The sequence below is a fragment of the Pseudonocardia sp. 2-7 genome (assembly GCF_056341085.1).
The window spans coordinates 1,229,978-1,252,302 of the sequence record NZ_CP094507.1 but is presented as its reverse complement, the minus strand read 5'-3'; the positions used below and the strand labels follow the sequence as shown (position 1 = coordinate 1,252,302).

16 protein-coding genes are annotated in these 22,325 nt (G+C 73.7%); 10 read left to right on the top strand and 6 right to left on the bottom strand.

Going from position 1 to position 22,325, the window contains the following annotated elements:
- The first annotated feature begins 48 nt into the window (after positions 1 to 48).
- From MTO91_RS06350 to MTO91_RS06325, 6 genes are all read left to right on the top strand, one after another.
- Positions 49 to 1,221: a citrate/2-methylcitrate synthase gene (locus tag MTO91_RS06350; protein WP_476654027.1), complete on the top strand. Its 1,173-nt coding sequence runs from the start codon at positions 49 to 51 to the stop codon at positions 1,219 to 1,221.
- 102 nt (positions 1,222 to 1,323) lie between these two features.
- Entirely contained in the window at positions 1,324 to 2,796 is a 1,473-nt protein-coding gene (locus MTO91_RS06345) for an MFS transporter (protein WP_476654026.1), read from the top strand.
- A gap of 185 nt (positions 2,797 to 2,981) precedes the next feature.
- Positions 2,982 to 3,779, top strand: coding sequence for a transposase family protein (locus tag MTO91_RS06340; protein WP_476654817.1), 798 nt, complete (start codon positions 2,982 to 2,984; stop codon positions 3,777 to 3,779).
- Positions 3,780 to 4,283: 504 nt separating this feature from the next.
- The gene (locus tag MTO91_RS06335; RefSeq protein WP_476654025.1) at positions 4,284 to 6,233 is read left to right on the top strand and encodes a 3-oxoacyl-[acyl-carrier-protein] synthase III C-terminal domain-containing protein; all 1,950 of its coding nucleotides are present in this window, start codon (positions 4,284 to 4,286) and stop codon (positions 6,231 to 6,233) included.
- Positions 6,234 to 6,417: 184 nt separating this feature from the next.
- A complete protein-coding gene (locus MTO91_RS06330; RefSeq protein WP_476654024.1) occupies positions 6,418 to 12,039 on the top strand; it encodes an ATP-binding protein in 5,622 nt (1,873 codons plus the stop codon).
- On the top strand, positions 12,036 to 12,803 hold the full coding sequence (locus MTO91_RS06325) for a beta-ketoacyl-ACP reductase (RefSeq protein WP_062400793.1): 768 nt from the start codon (positions 12,036 to 12,038) through the stop codon (positions 12,801 to 12,803). Before MTO91_RS06330 ends, MTO91_RS06325 begins: the two co-directional genes overlap by 4 nt.
- 58 nt (positions 12,804 to 12,861) lie before the next feature.
- Here MTO91_RS06325 and MTO91_RS06320 read toward each other — a convergent pair whose 3' ends face one another.
- The gene (locus MTO91_RS06320) at positions 12,862 to 13,821 is read right to left on the bottom strand and encodes a helix-turn-helix transcriptional regulator (protein ID WP_476654023.1); all 960 of its coding nucleotides are present in this window, start codon (positions 13,819 to 13,821) and stop codon (positions 12,862 to 12,864) included.
- Between the two features lie 66 nt (positions 13,822 to 13,887).
- On the opposite strand from MTO91_RS06320, the gene MTO91_RS06315 reads away from it, so the two are divergent.
- Positions 13,888 to 14,997 carry an epoxide hydrolase family protein gene (locus MTO91_RS06315; RefSeq protein ID WP_476654022.1) on the top strand — a complete coding sequence of 370 codons (1,110 nt, stop codon included), beginning with the start codon at positions 13,888 to 13,890 and terminating at the stop codon, positions 14,995 to 14,997.
- Positions 14,998 to 15,006: 9 nt separating this feature from the next.
- On the opposite strand, the gene MTO91_RS06310 is transcribed toward MTO91_RS06315, so the two are convergent.
- Both MTO91_RS06310 and MTO91_RS06305 read right to left on the bottom strand, forming a co-directional pair.
- The gene (locus MTO91_RS06310) at positions 15,007 to 16,185 is read right to left on the bottom strand and encodes a glycoside hydrolase family 3 N-terminal domain-containing protein (protein ID WP_476654815.1); all 1,179 of its coding nucleotides are present in this window, start codon (positions 16,183 to 16,185) and stop codon (positions 15,007 to 15,009) included.
- Positions 16,186 to 16,310: 125 nt separating this feature from the next.
- A complete protein-coding gene (locus MTO91_RS06305; RefSeq protein ID WP_476654021.1) occupies positions 16,311 to 17,300 on the bottom strand; it encodes a glutathione S-transferase family protein in 990 nt (329 codons plus the stop codon).
- A gap of 35 nt (positions 17,301 to 17,335) precedes the next feature.
- Here MTO91_RS06305 and MTO91_RS06300 point away from each other — a divergent pair, with 35 nt between their 5' ends.
- The 3 genes from MTO91_RS06300 (at position 17,336) to MTO91_RS06290 (ending at position 20,565) form a co-directional block, all read left to right on the top strand.
- Positions 17,336 to 18,541 (top strand): acetyl-CoA hydrolase/transferase C-terminal domain-containing protein, encoded by a 1,206-nt coding sequence (locus tag MTO91_RS06300; protein ID WP_476654020.1) that lies wholly within the window; start codon positions 17,336 to 17,338, stop codon positions 18,539 to 18,541.
- 339 nt (positions 18,542 to 18,880) lie between these two features.
- A complete protein-coding gene (locus tag MTO91_RS06295) occupies positions 18,881 to 19,732 on the top strand; it encodes a glycine/sarcosine N-methyltransferase (RefSeq protein WP_307799341.1) in 852 nt (283 codons plus the stop codon).
- Positions 19,729 to 20,565, top strand: a complete 837-nt coding sequence (locus tag MTO91_RS06290) for a methyltransferase domain-containing protein (RefSeq protein WP_476654019.1) — start codon at positions 19,729 to 19,731, stop codon at positions 20,563 to 20,565. The genes MTO91_RS06295 and MTO91_RS06290 overlap by 4 nt, the downstream gene beginning before the upstream one ends.
- Before the next feature lie 47 nt (positions 20,566 to 20,612).
- Here the strand turns inward: MTO91_RS06290 and MTO91_RS06285 are convergent, their stop codons facing one another.
- Genes MTO91_RS06285 through MTO91_RS06275 form a run of 3 tightly spaced genes read right to left on the bottom strand, consistent with a single transcriptional unit; the run spans position 20,613 to position 22,317 of the window.
- Positions 20,613 to 20,840: a hypothetical protein gene (locus MTO91_RS06285; RefSeq protein WP_345646113.1), complete on the bottom strand. Its 228-nt coding sequence runs from the start codon at positions 20,838 to 20,840 to the stop codon at positions 20,613 to 20,615.
- A gap of 26 nt (positions 20,841 to 20,866) precedes the next feature.
- Positions 20,867 to 21,778 carry an alpha/beta fold hydrolase gene (locus MTO91_RS06280; protein ID WP_345646110.1) on the bottom strand — a complete coding sequence of 304 codons (912 nt, stop codon included), beginning with the start codon at positions 21,776 to 21,778 and terminating at the stop codon, positions 20,867 to 20,869.
- Positions 21,742 to 22,317 (bottom strand): GtrA family protein, encoded by a 576-nt coding sequence (locus MTO91_RS06275; RefSeq protein ID WP_476654018.1) that lies wholly within the window; start codon positions 22,315 to 22,317, stop codon positions 21,742 to 21,744. The genes MTO91_RS06280 and MTO91_RS06275 overlap by 37 nt, the downstream gene beginning before the upstream one ends.
- Positions 22,318 to 22,325: the final 8 nt, after the last annotated feature.

Here is a 22,325-nt window from a genome sequence, read left to right as displayed (position 1 = left end):
GACTGCATCAATATTGACAATGGTCCCCGACGGGCGGACGGTCCCGTCATGACCAGCACCGACAGCATCGGCGCCGCCGCCGGGCAGGTCCCACCGGGCCTGCGCGGCGTCGCCGTCACCAGCACCCGCATCGGGGACGTCCGCGGCGACGAGGGCTTCTACCACTACAGCCGGTACTCCGCGGTCGACCTCGCGCGCACCCGCACCTTCGACGACGTGTGGTTCCTGTTCGTCCACGGCCGTCTCCCGGACGCGGGCGAGGCCGCGGAGTTCGCCGCCGCCACCGCGGAGCGCCGGGCGCTGCCCGACGCCGTCGCCGCGCAGCTGCCCGCGATCGCCGACGCCTGCGGGCCCGACCTGCTCGCCGGGCTGCGCACCGCGCTGTCGCTGCTCGGCCCGCAGCACGGGATGCGCCCGCTCTGGGACGACCCGGCGGCGGGCACCCGCGACGCCGCGACCGTCTGCGCCGCGACACCGACCGTCCTCGCCGCGCTGCACCGGCTGCGGCACGGCCTCGACCCGGTCGCGCCGCGCACCGACCTGTCCTCCGCCGCGAACTGGCTGTGGATGCTGGACGGGGCCGAGCCCGCGCCGGCGCACGTCCGCGCGCTCGACGCCTACCTCGTCGCGACGGTGGACCACGGCTTCAACGCCTCCACCTTCACCGCCCGGGTGGTCGCCTCCACCGGCGCCGACGTCGCGTCCTGCGTGGTCGCCGCGCTCGGGGCGTTCGCCGGGCCGCTGCACGGCGGCGCCCCCGACCGGGCGCTGGAGAGCCTCGACGCGATCGACCGCGACGCCGGCGGCTCGCCGGAGCGCTGGGTGGCCGACCGGCTCGCCGCGGGGATGCGGATCATGGGGTTCGGCCACGCCGTCTACCGCGGGCCGGACCCGCGCTCGGCGCTGCTGCGCGAGGTCGCCGCGGAGCTGGGCGGGCCGCTGCCCGCGCGGGCCGCCGACGTCGAACGGCGGGTGGCCGCCACCCTCGCGGAGCTGCGCCCGGACCACCCGCTGTTCGCGAACGTCGAGTTCCACGCGGGCGTGGTGATGGAGGGCTGCGGGATCCCCCGCAGCATGTTCACGCCGACGTTCGCGGTCAGCCGGGTCGTCGGCTGGTGCGCGCACGTGCTGGAGCAGGCCGCCGAGCGACGGCTGATCCGGCCCTCCGCGGTCTACGACGGCCCGCCGGCGCCCGAGCCGGTCCCCGCACGCGGGAGGTGACCCGGCTTGCCGGACGGGTGACCGGCGTGCTCATCTGATGGGTGACTCCCGCTTCAGCGGGGTCGTCCGCCGGCACGATCTGTCACCCACCACGGAGGTCGAGTGTTCCGGGCACGCCGCCCGCACCAGCAGCCCGAGAGCACCCACCCCGAGGGATCCGCACCGGTGCCGCCACGCCCCGGCGTCGCGATCGCCGTCCTGGCCTCCTGCGGGCTGCTCGTCTCGCTGGTCCAGACCATGGTCGTCCCGCTGCTCCCGCGGTTCCCGGAGCTGCTCGACGTCAGCGGGTCGACCGCGTCGTGGCTGATCACCGCCAACCTGGTCGCCGGCGCGGTGTCGGCGCCGGTGCTGGGGCGGCTCGGCGACATGTTCGGCAAGCGGCGGATGCTGCTCGTCGCGCTCGGCCTGGTCGGGGTGGGGTCGCTGCTCGGCGCGCTGGCGCCCGGGATCGGGCTGCTGCTCGTCGCCCGGGTGCTGCAGGGCGCCGCGTTCGGGGTGATCGCGCTCGGGATGAGCCTGATGCGCGACGTCCTGCCCGCCGACCGGGTCGGGTCCGGGGTCGGGCTGATGTCGTCCTCGCTCGGCTTCGGCGGGGCCATCGGGCTGCCGATCACCGGCGTCGTCGCCCAGTTCGCGAGCTGGCGCTGGCTGTTCGCCGGGGCCGCGGTGCTCGGTGTCGTGCAGATCCTGCTGGTCCGGTGGCTGGTGACCGAGTCGCGGCTGCGCACCGGCGGCCGGTTCGACGTGCCCGGGGCGCTCGGTGTCGGCGGGGCCCTGGTGTGCCTGCTGCTGGCGATCTCCAAGGGCAACGACTGGGGCTGGGCCTCCCCGACCGTGCTCGGCCTGTTCGCCGGCACCGTGGTGCTGGTGGCCGCGACCGCCCGGTACGAGCTGCGCGTCCCCGCACCGCTGGTGGACCTGCGGGTCTCGGCACGGCCCGCGGTGCTGCTCACCAACCTGGCCTCGGTGCTGGTGGGCTTCGCGATGTTCGCCGGCTTCGTGCTCGCCACCCAGATCCTCCAGGCGCCGGTCACGACCGGCTACGGGTTCGGGCTCTCGCTCGTCGTCGCCGGGCTGGTGCTGCTGCCGATGGGCGGGTCGATGGTGGTGTTCTCCTCGGCCTCGGCGCGCCTGTCGCGGCTGCGCGGCCCGCGCACCACGCTGGTGCTCGGCACGCTCCTGCTGGGGGCGGGCAACTTCGCCTTCGCCGCGATGCCCTCGACGGTGCCGCTGCTGATGGCCGCCTCCACCGTGGCCGCGGTCGGCGCCGCGCTCGCCTACTCGGCGATCCCGCTGACGATCATGCGCGCGGTGCCGGAGTCGGAGACCGCCGCGGCGAACAGCCTCAACACCCTGGCCCGCCAGCTGGGCACGAGCTCGTGCACCGCGGTCGTCGCGGCCGTGACGGCGACCTACGTGCTCGGCGACGGCGGACCCCCCTCGGCGACGGCGTACACGATCTCCTTCGTCGCGGCGGGCGCCGCCGGGCTGCTCGCCACGGTGCTGGTGCTGCTCACGCCCGCACCGGCGGCGGAGACCGTCGCGGCCCCGGCCCCGGCCACCGCCCACGGCTGAGCACCGGACCCCCCGGGAACGGTGCCCCGGAAATGGGCGACCACATTCCGCCGACACATTGAGCCTTTGCCAACCTGATGGACGAGCAGGTCAGCTGGCGTGCGGCGTGGCGTGACCTCGAAAGGGTGAAGCTCCTGGTAGACGGGCGATTGCCTAGATCAATCCGCCTGACCAGGAGCTTCAGAGTGTTGTCTTACCCGTCCGGGATGACCGTGTCCAGCCGCGCGCTCGGCCTGCTCGCCGACGCGCTGCGCGCGCACCGCAACCAGCGGGCTACACGCTGGCGCAAGCTCTCCGCCGGCCGCCAGGCCCTGCTGGTGGTGGCCTATCTGCGCAAGGGCGAGACCTATGCCGACCTGGCCTGCGGGTTCGAGATCGGCACGTCAACGGTCTACCGCTACGTGCGCGAAGCGCTCGCCCTGCTCGCGGCGATGGCCCCGACGCTGGAGCAGGCGATCGAGGTCGCCTCACGCAAGGCGTTCGTGATCGTCGACGGCAGCCTGCTGCGGATCGACCGGGTCGGCATGGCGTCCGGCCGAGACCGCCCCTACTACAGCGGCAAGCACAAGGCCCACGGGCTGAACGTGCAGGTCATCGCCGACCCGGTCGGCAGGCTGGTGTGGATCTCCCCGCCGCTGCCTGGCGCGCGGCACGACATGGGAGCCGCCCGCGACCACGGGATCATCGAGGCGCTGACCGCGCATGAGATCCCCGCGGTCGCCGACACCGCCTACCAAGGCGCCGGTCCGATGGTGGCCGTGCCGCAGCGGCGTCGGCGCATCGACCCGGACACCGGGCGCTACCGGCGCCTGTCGCGCAACCAGAGGGAGGTCAACGCCGCACACGCCCGCCGACGCGGGCCGGGTGAGCGGGTCAACGCCGAGCTGAAGAACTGGAAGGTTCTGCGCAAGATCAGATCCTGCCCGACCCGGGCCGCCGAGCTCGTCGCCGCAGTTCAGACCCTCATGATCGCCAACGGATGATCAGGTTGGCAAAGGCTCATTCCGTCCCGCACACCGCCCGCCGGTCCGGCCCGCCCGCCGCGACCCCGCGCACGACCGTCCACATCGGAGGCTCGACACCGTCCTCCCCCGTTCGGACGATGGTGCACCCCACCAGGTGCGGGTGACGATCGCCGCACGGGCTGTGACGCCGACGACCACGCTCCCGCCTGCATGTGCACGCGTCGGGACCGACCGGACACACGTGGTGATCATTCCACTGTGGACGACCTCCGCCCGCCAACCTGCGGATCTGCGGAATTCTTTCGGGGAACCGACGAGTAGAACCGGCCGGTAACATTCTCGCCGGTAACAGTCCGAGTTGACCGACCATCCGTGAGAGCGCACACTCGGCGGCTGGATCACATTCCGATCGTGACTGTTCATCGATAGCGTTGCAGGCACCGCAACCGATCCGATCGACCAGGCCGCACCGCGTCCCGCCTGGCGATTCCGCCGGTCGACGCCGCTGCTGGAGGTCGTCACATGAAACCGTTCGTGGTCAACAACCACGACCGACTGGTCTTTCCCGCCAATTTTCTCGGAGAACTCGACTTCTCCGTCATCGACGATATGGAGCAGTTCACCGCCATCGTCGGTCGCGATTTCGAGGCAAAGGCGCCCACCGGCACCGACATCCTCGAGCGGGTCACCAGCGGCGCCTACGAGAGCCGCTTCGCGCTGCTGCGCGACATGAGCCAGAACCTGTTCTGGGTCAACCGGTACACGCTCACCATGTTCGAGAAGCGTCCGACCCGCTGGCGCGACCTCCCCCGCCACCGGAGCGACGTCTTCCTCCCGCTGCTCACCCCGTGGCGCGACCTCGAGAAGAAGGTCCGGGCCGTCGCCGACGCCTTCGCCGCGCTCCCCAGCACCTGGGACGAGGCGACCGAGCGCCGCATCTTCGACCTCCTCTTCGACGTCTACGGCAACCGTCGGCACCACGCGACCGAGCTGCCGGCCGTCAAGCCGACCGTCGAGCAGTTCCTCACCACACCGGGTGCGCAGACCTTCGTCGTACCGCAGCACGACCCGGACTACCCGGTCTTCTCCTTCAACGAGATCCTCGACGCGCACGCCGAGCGTCCCGAGCTCGAGGCCCTGACCCGCTGGGCGATGGTGCTGCACAACCAGTACCCCTGGGACCGTGCCGCCACCGAGCTGCGGACCGCCGACGAGATCGGCGACGACGAGTACGTCATCGCCTTCCACCCCCGCAACCGCGACGTCGAGCAGTTCCTGGACCGCGCCACCGGCACCCGCCCGGCGCGCCGGGGCCGGCTCTCCACGCAGTCCGACCCGGTCGAGCCCGCCACCCCGCTGCCGCCGATCCGGGTCCGTGAGACGTTCGCGGTTCAGCCGAAGGTCGAGGCGCTCGCCGTCGTCCGGGGCGAGCACGTCTGCTCCAACGACGACGTCGTCCGCAACTCCGCGTTCTCCTGGTCGCCGATGAGCGCCGACGAGATCTCCGCCAAGACCGGGATCGACCAGCGCCGCTACACCGAGCTGGACATCGAGGACCTGGCCTGGGCCGCCGCGGTCCGCGCGCTGGAGCACTCCGGCCGCGACCGCTCCGAGATCGGCGCCGTGCTCGTCGCCACCTGCACCAGCGAGCGGCTGATCCCGTCGCTGTCGACGTGGCTGTCCGGGCGGCTCGGGCTGCTCCAGACGCACTGCTCGGCCGACATCGTCGCCGCCTGCGCCGGGCTGCCCTACGGCCTGTCCGAGGCCGTGCGCCAGCTGCAGGAGGTGAACCGGCCGGTCCTGCTGGTCTGCGTCGAGAAGTTCTCCGACAAGATCGGCAACGTCCGCACCTCGCGGATGATCTTCGGTGACGGTGCGGCCGCGATGGTGATCGCCCCGGCCGCCGAGGGCGAGCGCGGCGACATCGACCTGCTGCAGACCTACGCGTCGGGCCCGGACACCCAGGTGAACTCGATCATCTGGCCGAACCCGGAGTTCGACAACGACATCACCGTCTACGGCCCCGAGGTGAAGGCGCTCGTCGCCCGCTACCTGTCGCAGATGATCGGCGAGCTCACCGAGCAGGCCGGCCCCGACGGCGAGGGCTCGATGCTCGACGCCGTCGACCTGATCGTCCCGCACCAGGCCAACAAGACGATGATCCTGCAGCTCGCGGGCAAGGCGGGGCTCTCGGCGGAGCAGCTGTACTTCAACATCGAGTCGATGGGGAACGTCTCCGCGGCGTCCATCCCGATCGCGCTGTTCGACTCCGTCGCCGACGGCGTCGTGGCCGGCCGGACCCGGGTCTTCGCGCCCGGATTCGGGGCCGGCGCGGTGGGCGGCTACGCGGTCCTCGAGGTCGACCCCGCCGTCATGGCCCCGGAGGTCCACCTCGACCCGACCGCCGCGGCGACGGCCGAGCCGGCCGCCGCGCCCACCTCCGACGACGTCCGGATCGCCTTCGGCGAGTAGCCACGACCGGGTGACACGGGCCACAGTGGGCGGGAAGATCCCCGTCCGGGAGGTGAGCCCGCCCGCATTCCGGCACCGACCGGGCCACCGTCCGCACCGACCCGCCGACCGCACGACGACGATGTCGATGCGGCACACCGCCGCCACCTCGTCGCAGCACCCGTAGGAGCAGTGAAGCCCAGCCATGTTCTCGCGCATCGCCATCGTCAACCGCGGCGAACCCGCCATGCGGCTGATCAACGCCGTCCGTGAGTGGAACGCCCAGAACGGGCCCGACCGCCGCCTGCGCACGATCGCGCTGCACACCGCCGTCGACCGGCGGGCGATGTACGTCCGTGAGGCCGACGAGGCCGTCCTGATCGGGCCGGACGACCCGGACCACATGGGCACCAGCCCCTACCTCGATCACGCCGAGCTGGAGCGCGCGCTGCGCGCCACCCGCGCCGACGCGGTCTGGCCGGGCTGGGGCTTCGTCTCGGAGAAGGCGGACTTCGCCGAGCTGTGCGAGCGGCTGGGGATCACCTTCGTCGGCCCGTCGGCCGAGGTGATGCGCAGGCTCGGGGACAAGATCGCCTCCAAGCAGCTGGCCGAGTCGGTCGGCGTGCCGATGGCGCCGTGGTCCGGCGGTCCGGTGGCCGACGTCGAGACGGCGCGCAAGGCCGCCGAGACCGTCGGCTACCCGCTGATGGTGAAGGCGACCGCGGGCGGCGGGGGCCGCGGCATCCGCTACGTGCCGGGCCCCGAGCAGCTCGACGATGCCTTCGAGCGGGCCGCGTCGGAGGCGTCGAGGACCGCCGGGGACGCGACCGTGTTCCTGGAGCGCGCGGTGTCGGGCGGACGCCACGTCGAGGTGCAGGTCGTCGCCGACGCCACCGGCGACGTCTGGACCCTCGGGGTACGCGACTGCTCGGTGCAGCGGCGCAACCAGAAGGTCATCGAGGAGTCGGCGTCCACCGCACTCGACGCCGAGCAGGAGGCGCTGCTGCGCAGCTCGGCCGCCGAGCTGGCCCGCGCCGCGGGCTACGTCAACGCCGGCACCGTCGAGTTCCTCTACCAGCCCGAGGAGAAGCTCCTCTCCTTCCTCGAGGTCAACACCCGGCTGCAGGTCGAGCACCCGGTCACCGAGGCGTGCACCGGCGTCGACATCGTGAAGCTGCAGCTGCACGTCGCCGCGGGCGGCACCCTCGCCGAGGTCGCACGCGAGGTCCCGGCGGCCCAGGGCTGGGCGATCGAGGCCCGGCTGACCGCCGAGGACCCGGAGCGCGAGTTCGCGCCCGCCCCGGGCCGCATCGAGCACCTGGCGCTGCCGTCCGGTCCGGGCATCCGGGTCGACACCGGCGTCGCCGCCGGTGACGTCATCCCGCCCCAGTTCGACTCCATGATCGCCAAGGTGATCGCCTGGGGCCGCGACCGCGACGAGGCCCGCGCGCGGCTGTCCCGGGCGCTGCGCCAGACCTCCGCGGTGATCGACGGCGGCTCCACGAACAAGGCGTTCCTGCTGGACCTGCTCGACCGCGACGAGTTCCGCTCGGGCGAGCTGCAGACCACCTGGCTCGACACGATGATGGCCGGCGGCTACGCGCCGCCGCGCCGCCTCGACGTCGCGCTGCTCGCCACGGCCGTGCAGAGCCACGACGGCCACGTCGCCCGCCAGCAGGAGCGGCTGTTCCGCTCCGCCGAGGCCGGCCGGCCCGAGGTGGGCTACGAGACCTGGCACCAGACGGACGTCACCGTCGCCGGGCAGTCCTACAAGCTGACGGTCGCCCGCACCCGCGCCGGCCGCTACACCGTCGAGCTGGACGGCGTGTCGGTCGACGTCGACGTCGAGCGCAACGGCGCCTACGAGCGCCGGCTCACCGTCGGCGACCTGTCCTGGACCGTGCTGTCGGTCGCGCAGGAGGCGGACTACCTCGTCGAGGTCGACGGCGCCGTGCACCGCATCTCCGGCGGCGAGGCCGGCATCGTCCGCGCCCCCGCCCCGGCGATGGTCGTCGCGCTGCCGGTCACCGCGGGCCAGACCGTGTCCGAGGGCGACACCCTCGCCATCGTCGAGTCGATGAAGCTGGAGACCTCGCTGCGGGCGCCGTTCGACGGCACCGTCGCCGAGATCCTCGTCCCGGCCAACACCCAGGTCGACGGCGGCACCAAGCTCGTGCGGCTGGAGCCGTCGGCCGACGCGGACGCGGCAGGCCCCAGCGGGGAGCGCGCCGACCTGTCCGCGTTCGCCGCGGCCGGCGCCGACACCGACGCCGCCGCGACCGCGGCCGACGCGTTGTCCGCGCTGCGCTTCCAGGTGCTGGGCTTCGACGTCGACGAGCGCCAGGCCCGCCCGCAGCTGCGCCGCCTCGCCGCCGCCCGCGAGCAGCTGGCCGCCGACGACCCGGCCGTGCTGGCCGGGGAGACCGCCGTCCTGCAGATCTTCGCCGACCTCTGTCAGCTCTCGCGCAACCGGTCCGAGACCGACGACGAGACCGGCGAGACCGAGCGCAACCCGCAGGAGTACCTCTACGCCTACCTGCGCTCCCGCGACGCCGACGACGAGGGCCTGCCCGAGTCGTTCCAGGCCAAGCTGCGCCGGGCGCTGGCCCACTACGGCGTCACCGAGATCGACGGCGGGACCGGCCGCGCCGACGACCTGGGCCCGGCGCTGTACCGGATGTTCCTGGCCCACCGCCGCGCACCGCAGCAGGTGCCGGTGGTGCTGGACCTGCTCAACTGGCGGCTGCGCCACCCGGAGTCGGTCGCGAACCTCTCCCCCGCGGCGCGCGAGGACTACCTGCGCACCCTCGACGAGGTCGTCGTCGCCACCCAGCTGCGGCACCCCGTCGTCGGGGACACCGCGCGGCTGGCCCGCTACCGGGCGTTCGACGCCCCGGTCGTCGCCGCCGAGCGGGACCGGGCGCTGGCCGAGGTCCGGGAGAGCCTGGACGTGCTCGCCTCGGACCCGGGGACCGCGGACCGGGCCCGCCGGATCGACACCCTCGTCGGGTCCTCGGAGCCGATCCTGGGCGTGTTCGGGGAGCGGCACGACGCCGTGCTGCTCGAGGTCATGACCCGGCGCTACTACCGGGTGCGGGTGCTGCGCGACCTGGAGCTCGTCGAGCACGCGGGCAAGCCGCTGCTGACCGCCCGCTACCAGCACCTGGGCCGGGACCGCACGGTCTTCGCCTCGGTGATCGACAACAACGACCCGGCCGCCGCGCAGGCCGTGTCCGACGAGCTGCGCCGCCGCGTCGGCGAGCTCGACGGGGACCGCACCGCGCTCGTCGACCTCTACGTCACCTCGACCAAGGCCGACGACGGCGGTGACCCCGACGCCCGCGCCGAGCGCGTCCGCGCCGCACTGGGGAAGGTTCCCGCGCACCTGCACCGGGTCGCCGTCGCCGTCCGCCCGAACCCGCGCGCCGCGGGTACGGCGAGCGACGAGGCCGAGCCGCCGACCTGGTTCACCTTCCGGCCCGACGAGACCGGCGAGCTGGTCGAGGACCGCACGCTGCGGGGCATGCACCCGCTGGTCGCGGACCGGCTGCGGCTGTGGCGCTTCCGCAACTTCGAGCTGCACCGCCTGCCCGCCGCCACCGACGTGCACCTGTTCCGGGCCACCGGCCGCGAGGTCACCGCCGACGACCGGCTGGTCGCGATGGCCGATGTCCGCGAGCTGACCGTGCTGCGCGACGAGGAGACCGGGAAGGTCCGCTCGCTGCCGCAGTTCGAGCGCGCGCTCGACGCCTGCATCAACTCGCTGCGTGCCGCCCGCGCCGGGGACCGCACCCTGGCCCGGATGTCGTGGAACCGGATCGCGCTCTACGTGTGGCCGGAGGTCGACGTCCCGCTCGCCGAGCTGGACTCGGTGGTCCGCCGGCTCGCGCCGCGCACGGCCAACCTCGGGCTGGAGCAGGTCCTCGTCGAGTTCCGCACCGCCGACCCGCAGGTCACCGGCGGCCAGGGCGGTCCGCGCTCGATGCTGCTGCGCATGTCGCGCCCGCCCGGCGCGGGGCTCACGGTCAAGCTCGACCAGCCCCCGACCGAGCCGATGCGCGAGCTCGACGCCTACGACCAGAAGGTGCTCAAGGCCCGTCGCCGCGGCGCCGTCTACCCCTACGAGATCGTCCCGCTGCTCACCGCCCCGGTCGACGCCGGCCCGGGCACCTGGCAGGAGTACGACCTCGTCGACCCGGCCGACCCGGCGCTGCCGGTGCCGGTCGACCGCGCGCCCGGCGGCAACAGCGCCAACCTGGTGCTCGGCGTCGTCTCGGTGCCGACCCGGCGCTACCCGGACGGGATGAAGCGGGTCGTGCTGCTCGGCGACCCGACCCGGGCCCTCGGCGCGATCGCCGAGCCGGAGTGCCGCCGCGTGATGGCCGCGATCCACCTGGCCCGTGAGCTGGACGTGCCGATCGAGTGGTTCGCCGTCTCGGCCGGCGCGAAGATCGCGATGGACTCCGGCACGGAGAACATGGACTGGATCTCCCGGGTGCTGCGCGGGATCATCGAGTTCACCCAGGACGGCGGGGAGCTCAACGTCGTCGTCACCGGCATCAACGTCGGCGCCCAGCCCTACTGGAACGCCGAGGCGACGATGCTCATGCACACCAAGGGCATCCTGGTGATGACGCCGGACTCGGCCATGGTGCTGACCGGCAAGCACTCGCTGGACTTCTCCGGCGGTGTCTCGGCCGAGGACAACTTCGGCATCGGCGGCTACGACCGGATCATGGGCCCGAACGGGCAGGCGCAGTACTGGGCGCCGGACCTGGGCGGCGCCGTGGGCGTGCTGCTGGCGCACTACGCCCACACCTGGACCCAGCCGGGCGAGCGGTTCCCGCGACCCGCGCCGACCACCGACCCGGTCTCCCGCGACGTCACCACGGCGCCGCACTCCGGGCCGAACTGCGACTTCACCACGCTCGGCGAGATCTGGGCGCCGGAGACCAACCGGGAGCGGAAGAAGCCGTTCGACATCCGCTCGGTGCTGCGCGGCGTCGCCGACGCCGACCACCCGACGTCGGAGCGGTGGGCCGACATGCACGACGCCGACTCGGTCGTCGCGCTCGACGCCCACCTCGGCGGCCAGCCGATCGCGATGATCGGCATCGAGTCGCGGCCGCTGCCGCGGCGCGGGCCGCGCCCGGTCGACGGGCCGTCGCAGTTCACCGCCGGGACGCTGTTCCCGCGCTCGTCGCGCAAGTGCGCGCGGGCCATCAACGCCGCGTCCGGCAATCGGCCGCTGGTCGTGCTGGCGAACCTGTCCGGGTTCGACGGCTCGCCGGAGTCGCTGCGCGGCCTGCAGCTGGAGAACGGCGCCGAGATCGGCCGGGCCATCGTCAACTTCGACGGCCCGATCGTGTTCTGCGTGGTCTCCCGCTACCACGGCGGCGCGTTCGTGGTGTTCTCCGGAACGCTGAACGACAACATGGAGGTCGCCGCGATCACCGGCTCCTACGCCTCCGTGCTCGGCGGGGCGCCCGCCGCGGCCGTCGTGTTCGCCGGCGAGGTCAACGACCGCACCGCCAAGGACGAGCGGGTCACCGACCTGGAGACCCGGATCAAGCAGGCCGTCACCGACGGGGACGAGGCGACGGCGGCACGGCTGCGCGGCGACCTCGCCACCCTCCGCCCGGACGTCCGCTCCGAGAAGCTCGGCCAGGTCGCGGACGAGTTCGACACCAAGCACTCCATCGAGCGGGCGCAGTCCGTCGGCTCGGTGCACCGGATCGTCTCCCCCGACCAGCTCCGGCCGTACCTGGCCGACGCGGTCCAGCGGGGCATGAAGCGCACTCTCGACACCTTTGGAGGAAACGCATGACCGCGATCACCGATACCCACCCGGAGCAGCGCGTCGCCATCGTGACCGGGGGTGCGCGCGGGATCGGCGCCGCGATCACCACCGCGCTGGCCCGCACCGGGGTGCACGTCGCCGCGGGGTACTCGTCGAACTCCAAGGCCGCCGACGAGCTGAAGGGCAAGCTGGAGGCCGAGGGCGCGTCGATCTCGGTGCACCAGGGCAACGTCGGCTCGCCCGAGGACTGCCAGCGGGTCGTCACCGAGGTCCTGGAGCAGCGGGGCCGCGTCGACTACCTGATCAACAACGCCGGCATCACCGTCGACAAGACCGTCCGCAAGCTGACCGTCGACGACTGGCACGCCGTGCTGCGGATCAACCTGTCCGGCGCGTTCTACATGACCAAGGCCGTGCTGGAGCACATGACCGGCAACGAGTTCGGCCGGATCGTGAACATCTCCTCGGTGATCGGTCAGACCGGCGCGATGGGCCAGGCCAACTACGCCTCGTCGAAGGCCGGCCTGATCGGCTTCTCGAAGTCGCTGGCCCAGGAGGTCGCCCGCAAGGGCGTCACCGTCAACTGCGTCGCGCCGGGCTTCATCGAGACCGAGATGGTCGCCGCCGTGCCGGAGAAGGCGCTCGAGAAGATCGTCTCGAAGATCCCGGTCGGCCGCCTCGGCCAGGCCGACGAGATCGCCCGCGCCGTGCAGTTCCTCGTCGACGACCGCGCCGGCTACGTGACCGGCTCGGTCATCAGCGTGAACGGCGGGCTGGACATGGCGTCCTGACCGTCGTTCTCCCCTGCCGAGGGCCTCGCACAGTGTCGTGCGGGGCCCTCGTGCGTACTCAGGGGACCGTGGTCGCCCGGGTGTAGCGGTCGGCCAGTGCGCGCAGCCGCGCCACCAGCTCCGGTGGCTCGGTGACGTGGAAGTCCAGGTCGAGCAGCCCGATGTACACCGCGACGGTCTCGATGCTGTCCGCCCCGGTCACGAGGACGCAGTGCGTGTCGTCGACCTCCTCGACCGCGCCGACGGCCGGGTTGATCCGGGCGAGCACCGTCGCCGCCGGTGCGTCGACGGTGATGCGGACGTGCACCTGCCACCCGGTCGACGCGGCCTCCCGCAGGACCAGGGCCGGGTAGTCCCCGCCGGGCAGCGGGTCCGGGACGAACCGGCGGCCGGTCGCCGTACGCGGGCGGACCAGGTCGACCCGCCACGTCCGCCACCCGCCGTCGAGCCGTCCGACCAGGTACCAGCGGCCCTGCCAGGAGACCATCCGGTACGGCTCGACCGTGACCGGCCACTCCTGCCCGGGCAGGTCGAGCCGCACGCAGGTGTGGTCGCGGATCGCGGTGGTGAGCTCGGTGAGCACCGCCGGGTCGACCTCCGGATCCGGGTCGACGGTGTCGGTGTTGCGCGGCCCCGCGACGGTGCCGTCGTGGATGGCGGCGACGCGGCGGCGCAGCCGGTCCGGGAGCACCTGGTCGAGCTTGGCCAGGACGCGGTCGCCGCTGTCCCCCAGCCGCCCGCCGTGCGCGCTCACGGTGCGCAGCCCGATCGCCACGGCGACGGCCTCGGCGTCGTCGAGCTGCAGCGGGGGCAGCCGCGCGCCGGGCCCGAGCCGGTAGTGCCCGGCGCCGCCCCGGACGGCGTGCACCGGGTAGTCGAGTCCGCGGAGCCGGGCGACGTCGTTGCGGATGGTGCGGGTGCTGACGCCCAGCCGCTCCGCCAGTTCGGGTGCGGTCCACTCCGGACGGCTCTGCAGCAGCCCGAGCAGCGCGAGCATGCGGGCGGCGGTGTCGGCCACGAGAATCTCCGGATCCGGTCGCGAACAGGAAGGGAACGTGCCTGATCGACCGGCACCGTAGTACCCATGACGTCGTTCACCGTGCAGATCCCGCAGTCCGACCTCGACGACCTCGCCGACCGTCTGTCCCGCACCCGGCTGCCCCGTCCCGCGCCGGGCGACGACTGGACCTACGGCACCCCGAACGCGTGGCTGGCCGCGACCGTCGCGTACTGGCGCGACGGGTTCGACTGGCGGGCCCAGGAGGCCCGGATGAACGCCCACCCGCAGTACCTCACCGAGATCGACGGCCAGGTCCTGCACTACCTGCACGTCCCCTCGGCCGAGCCCGGCGCGACGCCGGTGCTGCTGCTGCACAGCTGGCCCGGCTCGTTCGCGGAGTTCCTCGACGTGATCGGCCCGCTGACCGATCCGGTCGCGCACGGCGGCCGGGCCGAGGACGCCTGCTCGGTGGTGGTGCCGTCGTTGCCCGGGTTCGGCTTCAGCACCCCGCTCCCCGAGGGAGGCTGGACCACCGCCCGGATCGCCGCGACGCTGGACACCCTGATGCGCCGGCTCGGCTACACCTCCTACGGGGCGCACGGCAGCGACGCCGGGGCACTCGTCGCACGGGAGCTGGGCCTGCTCGACCCGCCCGGGTTCCTCGGGCTGCACGTGCTGCAGCTGTTCTCGTTCCCGTCGGGCGACCCGGCCGAGTTCGAGCGGCTGGGACCGGACGACCACGCCGCACTGGAGTTCATGCAGTGGTTCTCCTCGGTCGGCGGCTACAACGGGATGAACGCCTCCCGCCCGCAGACGATCGGCGCGGCGCTGGCCGACTCACCGGTCGGGCAGCTGGCCTACTCCGAGCTGTTCGCGTCGTTCGGCAACGGCACCGCGCTGGTGACCCGTGACCAGCTGCTGACCCAGGTGTCGCTGTACTGGCTGACCAACACCGCGGCGACATCGGCCAGGATCTACTTCGAGGACGCACGCGCCGGCGCGGAGCCGCGGGTGAACCACGCCCGGACCGGGGTGGCCGTGTTCGCCTCGGACTTCCGGACCGTCCGGGTGTTCGCCGAGCGCGACAACACCCGGATCGAGCACTGGAGCACCTTCGACGAGGGCGGGCACTTCGCCGCCCTGGAACGGCCGGCCGACGTGGCGGCCGACATCCGGGCGTTCTTCGCCGGCTGAGGGGCGAGCTCAGCCGCGGCTGCAGAGCCCCTTGGCCGCCAGCACCCGCGCGACGGCGGTGTCGTTGTCCTGCGCCGTGATCCGCCCCTCGGCCAGCGCCTTCTCCGCGGCGTCGAGCAGCGGGGCGACCGGGGTGACGTTGGAGAACAGCGCCATGTCCGCGCCTGCGGTCAGGGCCCGGGTGGTGGCCTCGGCGAGCCCGAAGCGGTCGGTGATCGCCTTCATCGCACCGAGGTCGTCGGTCATGGCGAGGCCGTCGAACCGGTAGTCCTCGCGCAGCAGCCGGTAGGCGGCCGGGGCGATGCTGGTGGGCACGTCGGTGGTCAGGCCCGGGACGTCGAGGTGGCCGAGCATGACCCCGACCCGCCCGTCGAGCGGCTTCCCCGGTCCGACGAGGTCGGCGTAGGGCCGGAGGTCACCGGCACGCAGCCGGTCCAGCGGCGGCGTGCTCACCGAGCCCTTGTGCGAGTCACCGGAGCTGTGCCCGTGGCCGGGGAAGTGCTTGAGGACCCCGAACACCCCGCCGGCCTGCTGCCCCTCGGCCCAGGCGGCGGCGTAGCGGGTGACGGTGGCCGGGTCGTCGGAGAACGAGCGGTCCCCGATGACGGCGGTGCGCGGCTGGTCGGAGACGTCGACCGACGGCGCGAGGTTCCAGGTGACGCCACGGGCCCTCAGCTGCCCGGCGCGCTCGCGGGCGATCCCGGCGACCTCCTCGGGGCTGTCGGACGCGGCCATCTGCCGGGCGCTGGGGACGTCGCCGTCGAGCTCGTCGATGCGCTGGACCCGGCCGCCCTCCTCGTCGACGGCGACGGCGAGCGGCGTGCGGGACGCCTTCTGCAGTGCCGCGAGCCGGTCGTCCTGCAGCAGCGCGGTCGCGTTCCCACCGAGGAACACCCCGCCGACCTGCGACTCCCGCACGATCGCGGTGGCGCCGGCCGGGTCGGCGGCGTCCACCCCGACCATCAGGCGCTGGGCGAGCCGGTCGCGCGGGGACAACGCCGCCACCATCGGGGCGCAGGTGTCCGGGTCCGGTGCGGGCCGGGCCGCCTGCGGCGCTGCGCCCGGCGGGGCGGCGTCGGTGCTGTTCGCGGTCGGCTGCGGCCCGGCGACGGCGACGAGCCCCGCCGTCAGCGCGCCCACGACGGCGGCGGTGAGCAGTCCGGTGCTGCGACGGCGTCGCTGCCGGATCACGGGGTGGGGTCGTCCAGGCACTCGCATCGCGACCATCGTGACAGGCCCGTCCCGGCCCGGCGCCCCCGCCGCGCCGCGGTCACCGGCTCCCCCGGCCCGGCCCGCTGCGCCGGGTGCGGGGCTCAGCCGACCGCGGGGACCCGCTCGGACTCCGGCGGCGGGCCGGGCGGGGTGCCGTCGCCGAACGGGCGCCCGCCCAGCTCCTCGCGGCCGTGCGCGGTCGTCCAGCCTGCGGTGTCGGGCCCCTTCGGGACGATCCCGGTCGGGTTCACCGACGCGTGCACGCCGTAGTAGTGCTGCTTGACCTGCTCGAAGTCGATGGTGTCGCCGAAGCCGGGGGTCTGGAACAGGTCCCGGGCGTAGGCCCACAGCACGGGGAGCTCGGTGAGCTTGTGCCGGTTGGCCTTGAAGTGGCCGTGGTAGGCGGCGTCGAAGCGGACCAGGGTCACCCACAGCCGGATGTCGGCCTGGGTGATCGAGTCACCGACCAGGTAGCGGCGCGTCGACAGGTGCTCGGACAGCTCGTCCATCCGCGACCACAGGGCGTCGTAGGCGCGGTCGTAGGCGCGCTGGGACGAGGCGAACCCGCACTTGTAGACGCCGTTGTTGACATCGTGGAGGATCCCCTCCCCGATCTCGTCGATCGCCTCCGGGTCGGTCCACAGGTCCGGGGCGCCGTCGCGGTGGAGCCCCCGCCACTGGGTGGACAGGTCGCGCTCCAGCAGCGCGTACTCGTTGGTGACGACCTTGCCCGAGGCGACCTCGACCATGGCGGGGACGGTGACGCCCTCGTCGTAGCCGGGGACGGCCTTCTCGTAGGCCTCGCGCAGGTACTCGATGCCGAGCACGGGGTCGACGTTCCCCGGGTCGAGGTGGAAGCGCCAGCTGCGCTCGTCGTGCAGCGGGCCCGCGATGCCCATCGAGATCGCGTCCTCCAGCCCGAGCAGCCGCCGGGTGATGATCACCCGGTTCGCCCAGGGGCAGGCGCGTGCGCCGACGAGGCGGTAGCGGCCCGCCTCGACCGGCCACGGCGACGACCCGTCGGCCGTGATCCGCTCGGCCACCCCGAGCGCCTCCCGTACGAACTCACCGCTGTCCTGGTCGGTCCCCATGCCCGCCAACGCTAGCCCTGTGGTCGGATGGGCGCATGGGCGTCGACGGTGACCTCGCACGCGGTCTGTCCGAGCTGGTCGCGCCGGGTTCCCGGGTGGCGCTGGCCGACAGCTGCGGGCTCCCCTACGCGCTCGCCCGCCCGCTCTCGGCGGTCGCGGCCCGGGCCGGGGGTGTGCGGCTCGTGCTGGGCTGGGTGCCCGGCCCGGCCCCGGACCTCGAGCCGGACGCGTTCGCCGACATCCGCACCGTCGTCGGGGGGCCGGGAGCGCGGGCGCTGATCGAGTCCGGGCGCGCGCACCGGGTCCCGGCCCGGCTCTCGGCGACGCCCGCGCTGCTGGCCGGCCCGCTGCGCCCGGACCTGCTGCTGGCGACCGTCGTCCGCGACGACCGCGGTGACCTGCGGTTCGGCGCGGAGGCCTCCTGGATGCGCGGCCTGTACGACGCCGGGGTCCCGGTCGCGGCGGTCGTGTCCCGCTCCGCGCCGCACGCCGACGCCGGTCCCCCGCTGGCCGGAGTGGCGGTGCTCGGTGAGGTCGACGGACCGGACGGGGCCCCGCACACCGTCGCCACCCCCGCGCCGCGCGACGCCGACCGGGCGGTGGCCGCCGCGGTCGCGGGCCTCGTCCCGGCGGGGGCGCGGATCCAGTTCGGCCCCGGGCGGCTGGCCGCGGCACTCGTCGAGGCCCTGGACGTGCCGGTCGCGGTGGACTCCGGGCTGCTCGCCGACGCGGTCGTCGACCTGGACGAGCGCGGGCTGCTGCGCGGGACACCGTCGTCGACGGCGCTCTACGGCAGCCCCCGGCTCTACGACTGGGCCGACCGGCTGGGCCGGGCCGGCCGCGGCACGGTCCGGCCGGTCGAGCACACCCACGACGTGTCCCGGCTCAGCACGGACCCGGGGCCGCTGGTCGCGCTGAACACCGCGCTGGAGATCGACCGGGACGGCCAGGTCAACGTCGAGGGCGTCGCCGGCTCGGCGGCCGGGATGATCGGCGGGCACCCGGACTTCGCGGCGGCCGCGGTCCGCGGGCCGGGACTGTCGGTGATCGCGCTGCCCGCGGCGCACCGCGGGCGCCCGACGCTGGTGGAGCGGCTCGGCGGACCGGTGACGACGCCGTCGCACGACGTCGACGTGGTCGTCACCGAACGGGGTACGGCGGACCTGCGGGGGCTCGGCCGCGGGGAGCGGCGACGCGCGCTGAGCGCCCTGTGGGACGGCGCCGTTACGCCGGACGGATGAACTCCGATCCATGGTGTGACCGGAACCACAGATCACCCGGGGTGAACGGATCGCCGACGTCCCGGCCGCGGGCCGCCGCCGGCCGGACGGCCGTGCCACGCCGTCCACTCCGGACCCACGACGTGTGACGACCACATGACGTCACTGGTGGGCGCGCACGCCGTCGTTCGCCGTCCGGGACTGATCGTCGCCGCCCGGAAAGTCCCCGGATGACCGGCTGAGTTGCGCATAACACAACTCCGGCGGCTGTTCCAGGCTCACCCTGGGTGAGCGGACAGGGGCCGCGGGGGCACCTACGGTCAGGGCCGTCCCGCACCCGAGCGCCGAGGAGGCGCGCCCATGACGGCAGACCACCGCAGCGGGCTCCGGGGGCCCGCCAGCACCGTGCAGGAGTTCGGCGACGCGCCCACCGAGGTCCGCGAGTCCACCCACTACAAGCACGAGTACGTGCAGACGTTCGTCGACAAGTGGGACGAGCTGATCGACTGGCGGGCCCGCTACGCCAGCGAGGGGCGGTTCTTCGTGGACCAGCTCCGCACGCGCGGGGTCACCAGCGTGCTCGACGTGGCGACCGGTACCGGCTTCCACTCCGTCCGGCTGCTGGAGGAGGGCTTCGAGACCGTCGTGTCCGCCGACGGCAGCGCCGAGATGCTGGCGAAGGCCTTCGACAACGGGATGAAGTTCGGCGGGCACGTGCTGCGCGTCGTGCAGGCCGACTGGCGGTGGCTCAACCGGGACGTGCACGGCGAGTACGACGCGATCATCTGTCTCGGGAACTCGTTCACCCACCTGTTCTCCGAGCGGGACCGCCGCAAGGCGCTCGCCGAGTTCTACGCGATGCTCTCCCACGACGGCGTGCTGATCCTGGACCAGCGCAACTACGACGCGATCCTGGACAACGGCTTCACCTCGAAGCACCGGTACTACTACTGCGGCGACGACGTCGTCGCCGAGCCGGAGTACGTCGACGACGGTCTCGCCCGGTTCCGCTACCGGTTCCCCGACGGGTCCCAGTACCACCTGAACATGTTCCCCCTGCGCAAGGACTACACCCGCCGCCTCATGCACGAGGTCGGGTTCCAGCGGGTCGACACCTACGGCGACTTCCAGTCGACCTACGCCGACGACGAGCCCGACTTCTTCGTGCACATCGCCGAGAAGGCCTACCTCGACCAGGAGGACGCCGAGTGACACGGACGACCCAGGACACCGCCGAGCACACCGCCCGGTCCTACTACGACTCCGACGACGCCGACACCTTCTACTCCCGGGTCTGGGGCGGCGAGGACATCCACGTCGGCGTCTACGACGCACCGGACGAGCTGATCTCGGTCGCCAGCGCCCGCACCGTGACCCGGATGGCCGAGGTCGCCAGGGTCGGCCCCGGCACCCGGGTGCTCGACCTCGGGGCGGGCTACGGCGGCGCGGCCCGCCGGCTGGCGGCCGCCCACGGGGCCACGGTGCACTGCCTCAACCTCTCCCCGGTGGAGAACGCCCGCAACGAGCGGATGACCCGGGAGCAGGGCCTGGCCGGTCGGGTCGAGGTGACCACCGGCAGCTACGAGGACGTGCCGGTCGAGGACGCCTCGGTCGACCTGGTGTGGTCGCAGGACGCGTTCCTGCACTCCGGCTCCCGCGACACCGTGCTGGACGAGGTCGCCCGGGTGCTCCGCCCCGGCGGGCAGGTGGTGTTCACCGACCCGATGGCCGTCGACGGGCTCGACCAGTCCTCGATCCAGCCGATCCTCGACCGCATCGCACTGTCCACGATGGCCACGCCCGGCTTCTACACCGACGGCCTGGAGCGGCGGGGCTTCACCGGGGTCCGGTTCCTCGACCACGCCGAGCACCTCGCGACCCACTACCGCCGGGTGCGCGAGGAGCTGGTGGCGCACGAGGAGGAGCTGTCGTCGTCGATCTCGGGGCCCTACCTGACGGCGATGAAGGCGGGCCTGCAGCACTGGGTGGACGGTGGCCGCGCCGGCAAGCTCACCTGGGGGATCGTGCACGCGGTCCGGGCCTGAGGACGGGCTCCGGCCCGGACCCCGCACGGGGCACGGGCCGGGCGCGCTCAGCCGTCGTCGTCGGCGTCGTTGCCGCCGTCGTCGCCGTCCTGCCGGCCGTCCTGGTCGTCGTCGCCGTCGCGGTCGTCGTCGTCCGTGCCCTGCTGCTGTTGCTGCTGCTGGGGGGCCGGCGCGGGGGTCGCGGACCCGCCGCCGCAGGACGCGGCGGTCGTGAGGACGAGCGCGAGCGCCGCGAGGGTGCCGAGCAGCGCCCGGAGAGGGGTGGTTCGTCGCATACGCACGAGTCTTCCGGATCGCCCGGTCAGCCGCAGAGGAAGGCGCGCACCGCCGCGGTGGTGGCGGCGGGCTGCTCGTCGACGAGGAAGTGCCCGGCCCCGGTGACCGCCTCCCCGGTGACCAGCCCGGGATCGGCGGCCGCGCGGCGCCAGACCTCCAGCGGGCTCTCGCCGTTGGCGCCGACGACGCCGCGCTCGCCCCACAGCACCAGGGTGGGCGCGGCGATCCGCTCGCCCGCCGCGTCGGAGGCGGCGTCGTGCTCCAGGTCGATCGAGGCGCCGGCGCGGTAGTCCTCCAGCATCGCGTGCCGGGCCGCCGGGTCGGCGAACGCGCGCTCGTAGCTGGCCAGTGCCTCGGGCGGGTGCGCGTCCAGTCCGGAGCCCCAGCCGCCGAGCAGCGAGTGCAGGTAGCCGATCGGGTCCCCGGCGATGAGTCGCTCGGGCAGGTCGGCAGGCTGGATGAACAGGAACCAGTGGTAGTACGCCGTCGCCAGCGCCCGGTCGGTGTGCGCGTAGACGTAGGCGGTGGGGAGGATGTCGAGCAGCGCGGCCCGCGCGACGCGCTCGGGGTGGTCGAGCAGCATCCGGTGGGTGACACGGGCGCCGCGGTCGTGACCGACCACGGCGAAGCTGTCGAACCCGAGCCGCGCCATGACGTCGACCTGGTCGGCGGCCATCGCCCGGAACGAGTAGCCGGCGTGGTTCTCGCCGTCGGAGGGGCGGCCGGACTCGCCGTAGCCGCGCAGGTCGGTGGCGACGACGGTGTGGTCGCGCGCCAGGTCCGCCGCGAGCGGCCCCCACATGGCGTGGGTCTGCGGGAAGCCGTGCAGCAGCAGGACGGGCGGGCCCTCGCCGCCGCGCACCCCGTGGACGACGACCCGCTCCTCGGGCGGGCCGACGGTCAGGTCGAAGGCGTCGAAGTCGACTGTTCCGGGCACGGGTGCCGTCCTCCCTGGTCGGGTCGCGCACCGGCGGCCGGCCGCGCCACATCGAACACCCAGAACCGCAGCACCGCGAACCGCAGCAGCCCGCCGGCGAGGCTGGCGACCGCGACGACCGCGGCCTCCTCCCCCGGCGTGGTGGCCCCGGCCAGCTGGTGCAGCGCGAGCAGCACCGCGGAGGTGTAGGTCGTGTAGAACGCGACGGTGCCCGCGTCCTGCACCCACTCGCGCAGCCGGTGCGCGGGGGCGCCGTCGAAGGCGAAACGGCGGCTGGCCTCGGTGCTGATCGCGGTGGTGAGGACCAGCGCGACCAGGTTCGCCGGGACGGCCGGGAGCACCGGGCGGAACAGCAGGAACAGGGCGGCGTTCAGCGCCGTCGCCCCACCGCCGACGGCGGCGTAGCGGGCGAGCTGCACGGCCAGCGGGTACCGCCGCGACAACGCGACGACGGTACCGGTGACGCGCCCGGGGACCCGGGCCGCGGAGGTCGCCGGGTCCCCGAACGGCACGTGTGCCGCCGACTGTGCTGCGTCCACCGGTCCTC